4 protein-coding genes are annotated in these 10,385 nt (G+C 50.6%); all 4 read left to right on the forward strand.

Annotation, left to right across the window (positions count from 1 at the left end; genetic code table 11):
• On the forward strand, positions 1 to 1,389 hold a 1,389-nt coding region (locus WKT12_RS15915; RefSeq protein WP_340320292.1), incomplete at its 5' end, for a DNA topoisomerase.
• Positions 1,390 to 1,551: 162 nt separating this feature from the next.
• Positions 1,552 to 2,004 carry a DUF1896 domain-containing protein gene (locus WKT12_RS15920; RefSeq protein WP_004304266.1) on the forward strand — a complete coding sequence of 151 codons (453 nt, stop codon included), beginning with the start codon at positions 1,552 to 1,554 and terminating at the stop codon, positions 2,002 to 2,004.
• On the forward strand, positions 1,994 to 7,810 hold the full coding sequence (locus tag WKT12_RS15925; protein ID WP_340320293.1) for an N-6 DNA methylase: 5,817 nt from the start codon (positions 1,994 to 1,996) through the stop codon (positions 7,808 to 7,810). Before WKT12_RS15920 ends, WKT12_RS15925 begins: the two co-directional genes overlap by 11 nt.
• 662 nt (positions 7,811 to 8,472) lie before the next feature.
• Positions 8,473 to 10,385 (forward strand): tetracycline resistance ribosomal protection protein Tet(Q) (gene tet(Q) / locus WKT12_RS15930; protein ID WP_340320294.1); only part of this gene is annotated, 1,913 nt, incomplete at its 3' end.

Consider the following 10,385-nt stretch of genomic DNA (forward strand, 5'->3'; position numbering starts at 1 on the left):
GTCGTGAAATTCTCATCCTCCGAGAAATGGAAAGAGAAAGAACCGGCGATGGAACTATATAATAAGGTAAAGGCGGCAGGTTGCGCCACTGTCACGAAAGCCGAGCGCAAGGAGAAGACGGAGGAAACTCCCTTGCTCTACGACCTGACCACGCTCCAGAAAGAAGCCAACGCCAAGCACGGCTTCACGGCGGAACAGACGCTTGAAATCGCGCAGAAACTCTACGAAAAGAAGTTGATAACCTATCCGAGAACGGGAAGCCGCTACATCCCCGAAGACGTGTTTGCCGAAATTCCCAAACTGCTCGCTTTCATCGGCACACAGCCCGAATGGAAAGACAAGGTGCGGGCAAAAGCCGCCCCGACACGCCGCAGCGTGGACGACGGCAAGGTGACAGACCACCATGCCCTGCTCGTCACGGGTGAGAAACCGCTCTTCCTCTCCAAAGAGGACAATACCATCTATCAGATGATTGCCGGGCGCATGGTCGAGGCATTCTCTGAGAAATGCGTCAAGGATGTGACCACTGTCACGGCGGAATGTGCCGGAGTGGAGTTTACCGTAAAAGGCAGCGTCGTGAAGCAAACCGGATGGCGTGCCGTCTATGGCGAGGAAAAAGAGGAAATTACCATCCCCGGCTGGCAGGAAGGCGACACGCTGACACCGAAAGGCTCGTCCATTACCGAAGGAAAGACCAAACCCAAGCCGCTGCATACCGAAGCCACCCTGCTCTCGGCAATGGAAACGGCGGGCAAGGAAATTGAGGACGACGCACTGCGGCAGGCGATGAAGGACTGTGGCATCGGTACTCCCGCCACACGCGCCTCCATCATCGAAACGCTTTTCAAGCGCGGTTACATGGAACGCTGCAAGAAGTCGCTTGTTCCCACCGAAAAAGGACTTGCCCTCAATTCCGTCGTCAAGACGATGCGCATCGCCGATGTTGCCATGACGGGCGAATGGGAAAAGGAGCTGGCGCGTATCGAGCGCGGGGAACTGTCCGACGACACCTTCCGCAAGGAGATAGAGGCGTACACACGTGAGATAACCTCCGAACTGATCTCGTGCGACAAGCTCTTCGGCAGCCGTGACTCCGGCTGCGCGTGTCCCAAGTGTGGCACGGGCAGGATGCGGTTCTACGGCAAGGTGGTACGCTGCGACAACACGGAGTGCGGACTGCCCGTGTTCCGGCTGAAAGCGGGACGCACCCTGTCCGACGATGAAATCAAAGACCTGCTCACCGAAGGGCATACCAAGCTGCTCAAAGGGTTCAAGAGCAAACAGGGCAAGAGTTTCGATGCTGTTGTCGCCTTTGACGGGGAATATAACACGACTTTTGTGTTCCCGGAGGCTAAAAAGGACAAGAAATTTTCAGGACGGAAGAAATAGTATTAACTTTGCCACTTGTTCAGAGTAATGAATTGTTCTTCGATACCGGATTACACTCATACTTTGGATTTAGTGGTGGCACTCGGAGGGATACCGAGTGCCTTTTTCTTCCTTTTTCCAACCGATTATCCCGTTAATTATCAATCCGCTAAATCCAAAGTAATGAACAACAAGAAGAAAAACGAGGGTCAGACCGACTTTTCCTATTACGGTCTGTACCTGCTGGACTATCTCCGCACGAACAAGTTTGAACAGGCTGACGACACCGCTTTCATACGGGAACGGGCCGACCGTGCCGCCGAAACGTATGAGAGGGCACGGCTTGAAGGCTATCCCGCCGATGGTGCGCAGGAACTGGCGATGGACACGCTGCTGCGCGGGCTGCATTATTCCCGTTACGCCATCCTCCGCGAAGTCGTGGAAAACGAGTTTGCCGATGAAGTGCCGGAAGAGAAGCGTGAAGCCTTTGTCCTGAAACTGCTGCCGCTTGTCGGCAACGTGTTCTCCGTCTATGACCTCTCGGATGACAATTTCGCCCTGTCTTCCGATTACGACCTGCTCTACACGGAGCTGACGGGAGCAACCGTCCTTTACTTAGACGAATATGGCGTTTAACCGCAAACAGAAACTGCGGGACAACATCGAGGCGATACGGACGGCATTCATCCTTGACAGGGAAAATAGGACAGCGACAACCGAAGAGCGTGCCATACTTCAAAGGTACTGCGGTTTCGGCGGTCTGAAATGTATCCTCAACCCTGCAAAGGAACTGACGGATGCCGTCCGGTGGGCGAAATCCGACCTCGAACTGTTCGCCCCGACGGTGGAGCTGCACAGGCTTATCCGTGAGAACAGCAAGGACGAAACAGAGTACAAGCGGTTTGTGGATTCGCTGAAAGCGTCCGTGCTGACCGCTTTCTACACCCCCAAAGAGATAACCGACACCATCGCGGACGTGCTGGCAGATTACAGCGTCCGCCCCGCCCGTATGCTCGAACCGTCGGCAGGTGTCGGCGTGTTCGTGGATTCCATGCTGCGGCACAGCCCCAATGCGGATGTGATGGCTTTCGAGAAGGATCTGCTCACGGGTACAATCTTGAGGCATCTCTATCCCGACCAGAAAATGCGCACCTGCGGTTTTGAGAAAATCGAAAGACCGTTCAACAATTATTTCGACTTGGCGGTGTCCAACATTCCGTTCGGTGACATTGCCGTGTTCGACGCGGAGTTTCAGCGGAGCGACTCTTTCGGCAGACGCTCCGCCCAGAAAACCATCCACAACTATTTCTTTCTCAAAGGACTGGATGCCGTGCGTGACGGCGGTATCGTGGCGTTCATCACCTCGCAAGGGGTATTGAATAGCACCAAGACCTCCGTGCGTAACGAGCTGTTCAGTCAGGCCAATCTGGTATCCGCGATACGCCTGCCCAACAACCTGTTCACGGACAACGCGGGCACGGAGGTGGGCAGTGACCTGATTGTCCTGCAAAAGAACCTCAGCAAGAAGGAAATGTCGCAGGACGAGCGGCTGATGACCGTGATACAGACGGACACGAAAACCGCCCTGACCGACAACGCCTATTTCATCCACCACCCGGAACGCATCGTGCATACGATGGCGAAACTTGACACAGACCCCTACGGGAAGCCCGCTATGGTTTATCTGCACGAGGGCAAGGCAGCAGGCATCGCCGGGGATTTGCGCCGTATGCTCGACGAGGATTTCCATTACAGGCTTGCCATGCGCTTGTATTCGGGTTCAATCCGGCAGGCAGGAACGGAAGAAAAAGTTGCCGTTCAAAATAAAGTAGAGCGTCCTGCCATAAAATTGGAAACAGTATCCTCGGCGCAGACGGTGGAAACTCCGACAGAAAAGCCGCAACCCGCAGATGAAAAGCCGGAGATAGAACCGCGCCCGCAATATTCCGCAGGCGTGCAGCTCACCCTGCTTGACCTCTGGGGGATGACGGAAGAGGTCAGCCAACCGAAAACCTCCAAAAAGAAAAAGACGGTGAAAAAGGCAGTTACGGCAAAGTCCACTCCGCCCAAACCGAAAGTCACGGTTACACCGACAGCTCCAACTGCAAAACCCGCAATGGAGAATAAGGAGGTGAAAGCGGAGAACACCGCCAAGCCTGCCGACCCGGACGACATCTATGCCACACTGGACTGGGATACCAATCCTCCCATCAACGGTTTCTATGAAATGATGATGGGTTTGACGCCGGAGCGTAGGAAAGAACTTCGGGAACTGGCAAGGCAGCATAACGAGAAACAAGTGGCGGAAAAGACGGAAGTGAAAGCCGTGCCGGAAACTTCCCGTGAGCAGCCACGACAGGAGGAAACACAGCCGGAGGCAGTCGCCGCACCTGCCGTTACAGATACCCCATCGGAAGCGGTGGGGACTTTCCTTTTCCCCGACATCGAAGCGGAAAAGCCGAAGGAGGAAGTCGTGGACCTTTCTCCGCGTGCCTACCACCGCACGCCGGAGATGCACCTGCGCGAAGGGTCGCTGGTGGCTGACCGGGGGCGTCATAACATCGGCTACCTGAAAGACATCACGCCATACGGGGCGACATTCCAGCCGCTCGACCTGAAAGGATACCAGAAGGAAAAGGCGTTGTTGTATGTGTCGCTGCGTGACGCCTACGAGCGTCTGTACCGTTATGAATCGCTCCGGCGCGAGGCAAATGTTCCGTGGCGAGAGCATCTGAATACCTGTTACGATGAGTTTGTCATGCGCTACGGCAACCTCAACGCCAAGCAGAACGTGAAGTTAGTGATGATGGATGCGGGCGGGCGCGACATCCTTTCGCTGGAACGGATGGAAAACGGAAAGTTCGTCAAGGCGGACATCTTCGAGCATCCTGTTTCCTTCGCGGTGGAGAGCCATGCCAACGTAGGCTCTCCCGAAGAAGCCCTGTCTGCGTCGCTCAACAAATATGGTACGGTCAATCTCGACTATATGCGGGAGATAACCGACAGCACGGCGGAGGATTTGCTCACTGCCCTGCAAGGGCGCATCTACTACAATCCGCTCGTGACCGGTTACGAAATCAAAGACCGTTTCATCGCCGGAAATGTCATAGAGAAAGCGGAACGCATAGAGGCATGGATGGGTGACAATCCCGAAAATGAGCGTATGCCGGAGGTGAAGCAGGCGTTGGAGGCTCTGAAAGATGCCGAGCCGCAGCGCATCGCCTTCGAGGATCTGGACTTCAATTTCGGGGAACGCTGGATTCCGACGGGTGTCTATGCCGCCTACATGAGCCGGCTGTTCGACACGGAGGTGAAAATCGCCTATTCCGCAAGCATGGACGAGTTTTCGGTGGTGTGCGGCTACCGCACCATGAAAATCACGGACGAGTTTCTGGTGAAGGGGTATTACCGGAACTATGACGGTATGCACCTCCTAAAACACGCCCTGCACAACACCTGCCCTGACATGATGAAGTCCATCGGCAAGGACGAGCATGGCAACGACATCAAGATGCGCGACAGCGAGGGAATACAACTCGCCAACGCCAAGATTGACGAGATACGAAACGGCTTCTCCGAATGGCTCGAAGAGCAGTCGCCGCAGTTCAAGGAGCGGCTTGTGACGATGTATAACCGCAAGTTCAACTGTTTCGTGCGCCCGCGCTACGACGGCTCCCATCAGACCTTTCCCGACCTCAACCTGAAAGGGCTGGCAAGCCGGGGTATCAAGAGCGTCTATCCCTCGCAGATGGATTGCGTCTGGATGTTGAAACAGAACGGCGGCGGAATTTGCGACCACGAGGTGGGAACCGGTAAGACGCTGATAATGTGCATCGCCGCGCATGAGATGAAGCGTCTGAATTTGGCACACAAGCCGATGATTATCGGGCTGAAAGCCAACGTTGCGGAGATTGCAGCCACCTATCAGGCGGCATATCCCAACGCACGTATTCTGTACGCTTCGGAGAAGGACTTTTCGACCGCCAACCGTGTGCGCTTCTTCAATAATATAAAGAACAACGACTACGATTGCGTCATCATGTCGCACGACCAGTTCGGCAAGATACCGCAGTCGCCGGAATTGCAGCAGCGCATCCTGCAAGCAGAGCTTGACACGGTGGAGGAAAACCTCGAAGTGCTACGGCAGCAGGGAAAGAACGTGTCGCGGGCGATGCTGAAAGGATTGGAGAAGCGCAAGCACAACCTTGAAGCGAAGCTGGAGAAGGTGGAACACGCCATAAAGTCACGCACGGACGACGTGGTGGATTTCAAGCAGATGGGCATCGACCACATCTTCATAGATGAGAGCCACCAGTTCAAGAATCTGACTTTCAACACGCGCCACGACCGTGTGGCGGGATTGGGAAACAGCGAGGGAAGCCAGAAGGCACTTAACATGCTCTTTGCCATACGCACCATACAGGAGCGCACAGGAAAAGACTTGGGTGCGACCTTCCTCTCCGGCACGACTATCAGCAACTCACTGACTGAGCTGTACCTGCTGTTCAAGTACCTGCGCCCGAAGGAGCTGGAACGGCAGGACATTCGATGTTTTGATGCGTGGTCGGCGATATTTGCCAAGAAGACAACGGATTTTGAGTTCAACGTGACGAACAACGTGGTGCAGAAGGAGCGTTTCCGCTACTTCATCAAAGTGCCGGAGCTTGCCGCCTTCTATAATGAAATCACGGACTACCGCACGGCGGAGGATGTGGGCGTGGACCGTCCCAACAAAAACGAGATACTGCACCACATACCGCCCACGCCGGAGCAGGAGGACTTCATACAGAAGCTGATGCAATTCGCCAAGACGGGCGACGCCACCCTGTTGGGCAGACTGCCGCTTTCGGAAACGGAGGAAAAGGCGAAGATGCTCATCGCCACGGACTATGCCCGGAAGATGGCACTCGACATGCGCATGATAGACCCGCATTACGAAGACCACCCCGACAACAAGGCGAGCCACTGTGCCAAAATAATCGCGGAGTATTATCAAAAATACGACGCGCAGAAAGGCACGCAGTTCGTTTTCTCTGACTTGGGGACTTACCAGCCGGGCGATGGGTGGAACGTCTATTCGGAAATCAAGCGCAAACTGACGGAGGACTACGGCATACCGCCAAGCGAGGTGCGCTTCATTCAGGAGTGCAAGACCGACAAGGCTCGGAAGGCGGTGATAGATGCCATGAACGCCGGGACGGTGCGTGTGCTGTTCGGCTCCACCTCCATGCTCGGAACGGGTGTGAACGCACAGAAACGGTGTGTGGCAATTCATCATCTCGATACGCCGTGGCGACCGTCCGACTTGCAACAGCGTGACGGACGCGGAGTTAGGGCAGGTAATGAGATTGCCAAACATTTCGCCGGGAACAACGTGGATGTAATCATCTACGCGGTGGAGAAGTCACTGGACAGCTACAAGTTCAACCTCCTGCACTGCAAGCAGACTTTCATAAGCCAGCTCAAAAGCGGTGCGATGGGTGCGCGTACCATCGACGAGGGGGCAATGGACGAAAAATCGGGCATGAATTTCTCGGAATACATGGCGTTGCTCTCCGGCAATACCGACCTGTTGGACAAGGCGAAACTGGAAAAGCGGATCGCATCGCTCGAAGGGGAACGCAAGTCGTTCAACAAGGGCAAGCGTGATTCGGAGTTCAAGCTGGAGTCAAAGACCGGCGAGTTGCGCAACAACACGGCTTTCATAGATGCCATGACGGAGGACTGGAACCGCTTCCTGTCGGTGGTGCAGACCGACAAGGAGGGCAACCGCCTTAATATAATAAAGGTGGACGGAGTGGATTCCGCCGATGAGAAGGTCATCGGAAAGCGTTTGCAGGAGATAGCCAAGAATGCCACGACCGGAGGGTTGTACACGCAGGTCGGTGAACTTTACGGTTTTCCGATAAAGGTGGTGAGCGAAAGGATACTCAAAGAGGGATTGGAGTTCACCGACAACCGCTTCGTGGTCGAGGGGAACTACAAGTACACCTACAACAACGGGCATCTGGCGATGGCTGACCCGTTGGCCGCCGCCCGCAACTTCCTCAACGCGATGGAGAGGATACCCTCCATCATCGACCAGTACAAGGCGAAGAACGAGGTGCTGGAGATGGAGATACCGCAGTTACAGGAGATAGCGGGTAAGGTGTGGAAGAAGGAGGACGAGCTGAAGCAGTTGAAGTCCGAACTTGCCGCCCTTGACCGAAAAATTCAGCTGGAGCTTGCGCCACCCACGCCCGAAGTCGCAGAAAAGGAGAATGAAGGGCAACAGCTCAAGCCGGAAGCGGAAGATGTGAGGAACAGGCAGGCGCAATATCCCGAAAATGCACCGCCGCAGATACGCAGTCCGGCGGATAGTATCGTTGCCAACCATGTCATAATCGGGCGTCCGGGACTGTATGCCAAGGAGGAAACCCGGTCCAAAGGATTGAAAATATAACCTAAGGAATTTTATCTGAAGTATTAATAAGGGCTATCCCAAAAGGTCTAAAAGTAAATTTTATCCTTTCTGCAAGTATCTGTAGGATGGCAACTGCATTTTTTTTCTTTTTGGGCAGCCCTTATTAAAATTTATTCTTATTTTAGGTTATATACATTCATGTCCATTTATGTAAAAAATCCTGCTGACCTTGTTTATGTCTTGTCAGTCACCATTTGCAAAACCATATTTGACCCTCAAAGAGGCTGAATTTGATAAGCAACTTGCTACATACTCATAATAAGGAGCTAAATAGAACACGAATGGGAAATACTCAAATGCCAAACTAAAGAAGATATTGGCCAAAATAAACGTTATACCGAGAGAGAAACTTGATTTTTTTCAACTTCCTAAAACGTTGTTGTTCAAACATTTCTACTTATTTGTACTTGCCAGTTGAACCTACGCTTCCCTAATAAAATGTCTATGGTAAAAAAAGTTAAAAAATCCTCCCACTTTTGTTAGATATATTTTTTTTGTGTAATTTTGCAATCGTTATGCGGCAGTAATAATATACATATTAATACGAGTTAGTAATCCTGTAGTTCTCACATGCTACGAGGAGGTATTAAAAGGTGCGTTTCGACAATGCATCTATTGTAGTATATTATTGCTTAATCCAAATGAATATTATAAATTTAGGAATTCTTGCTCACATTGATGCAGGAAAAACTTCCGTAACCGAGAATCTGCTGTTTGCCAGTGGAGCAACGGAAAAGTGCGGCCGTGTGGATAATGGTGACACCATAACAGACTCTATGGATATAGAGAAACGTAGAGGAATTACTGTTCGGGCTTCTACGACATCTATTATCTGGAATGGAGTGAAATGCAATATCATTGACACTCCGGGACACATGGATTTTATTGCGGAAGTGGAGCGGACATTCAAAATGCTTGATGGAGCAGTCCTCATCTTATCCGCAAAGGAAGGCATACAAGCGCAAACAAAGTTGCTGTTCAATACTTTACAAAAACTGCAAATCCCGACAATTATATTTATCAATAAAATTGACCGTGACGGTGTGAATTTAGAGCGTTTGTATCTGGATATAAAAACAAATCTGTCTCAAGATGTCCTGTTTATGCAAACTGTTGTCGATGGATTGGTTTATCCGATTTGCTCCCAAACATATATAAAGGAAGAATACAAAGAATTTGTATGCAACCATGACGACAATATATTAGAACGATATTTGGCGGATAGCGAAATTTCACCGGCTGATTATTGGAATACGATAATCGATCTTGTGGCAAAAGCCAAAGTCTATCCGGTGCTACATGGATCAGCAATGTTCAATATCGGTATCAATGAGTTGTTGGACGCCATCACTTCTTTTATACTTCCTCCAGAATCAGTCTCAAACAGACTTTCAGCTTATCTCTATAAGATAGAGCATGACCCCAAAGGACATAAAAGAAGTTTTCTAAAAATAATTGACGGAAGTCTGAGACTTCGAGACATTGTAAGAATCAACGATTCGGAAAAATTCATCAAGATTAAAAATCTAAAGACTATTTATCAGGGCAGAGAGATAAATGTTGATGAAGTGGGTGCCAATGATATCGCGATTGTAGAAGATATAGAAGATTTTCGAATCGGAGATTATTTAGGTGCTAAACCTTGTTTGATTCAAGGATTATCTCATCAGCATCCCGCTCTCAAATCCTCCGTCCGGCCAAATAAGCCCGAAGAGAGAAGCAAGGTGATATCCGCTCTGAATACATTGTGGATTGAAGACCCGTCTTTGTCCTTTTCCATAAACTCATATAGTGATGAATTGGAAATCTCGTTATATGGTTTGACCCAAAAGGAAATCATACAGACATTGCTGGAAGAACGATTTTCCGTAAAGGTCCATTTTGATGAGATCAAGACTATCTACAAAGAACGACCTATAAAAAAGGTCAATAAGATTATTCAGATCGAAGTACCACCCAACCCTTACTGGGCCACAATAGGGCTGACTCTTGAACCCTTACCGTTAGGGGCAGGGTTGCAAATCGAAAGTGACATCTCCTATGGTTATCTGAACCATTCTTTTCAAAATGCCGTTTTTGAAGGGATTCGTATGTCTTGCCAATCTGGTTTACATGGATGGGAAGTGACAGATCTGAAAGTAACTTTTACTCAAGCCGAGTATTATAGCCCGGTAAGTACACCTGCTGATTTCAGACAGCTGACCCCTTATGTCTTCAGGCTGGCTTTGCAACAGTCAGGTGTGGACATTCTCGAACCGATGCTCTGTTTTGAGTTGCAGATACCCCAAGTAGCGAGTTCCAAAGCTATTACAGATTTGCAAAAACTGATGTCTGAGATTGAAGACATCAGTTGTAATAATGAGTGGTGTCATATTAAAGGGAAAGTTCCATTAAATACAAGTAAAGACTATGCCTCAGAAGTAAGTTCGTACACTAAGGGCTTAGGCATTTTTATGGTTAAGCCATGTGGGTATCAAATAACAAAAGACGGTTATTCTGATAATATCCGCATGAACGAAAAAGATAAACTTTTATTCATGTTCCAAAAATCAAT

Origin of the sequence: Phocaeicola sp. HCN-6420, assembly GCF_037890145.1 — a bacterium.
In the GTDB taxonomy this organism is placed as follows: domain Bacteria; phylum Bacteroidota; class Bacteroidia; order Bacteroidales; family Bacteroidaceae; genus Phocaeicola.

Bases quoted from the DNA above. Each gene is read 5' to 3' on its own strand.
- WKT12_RS15920 (WP_004304266.1), top strand. From the start codon at position 1,552: ATGAACAACAAGAAGAAAAACGAGGGTCAGACCGACTTTTCCTATTAC.
- WKT12_RS15925 (WP_340320293.1), top strand. From the start codon at position 1,994: ATGGCGTTTAACCGCAAACAGAAACTGCGGGACAACATCGAGGCGATA.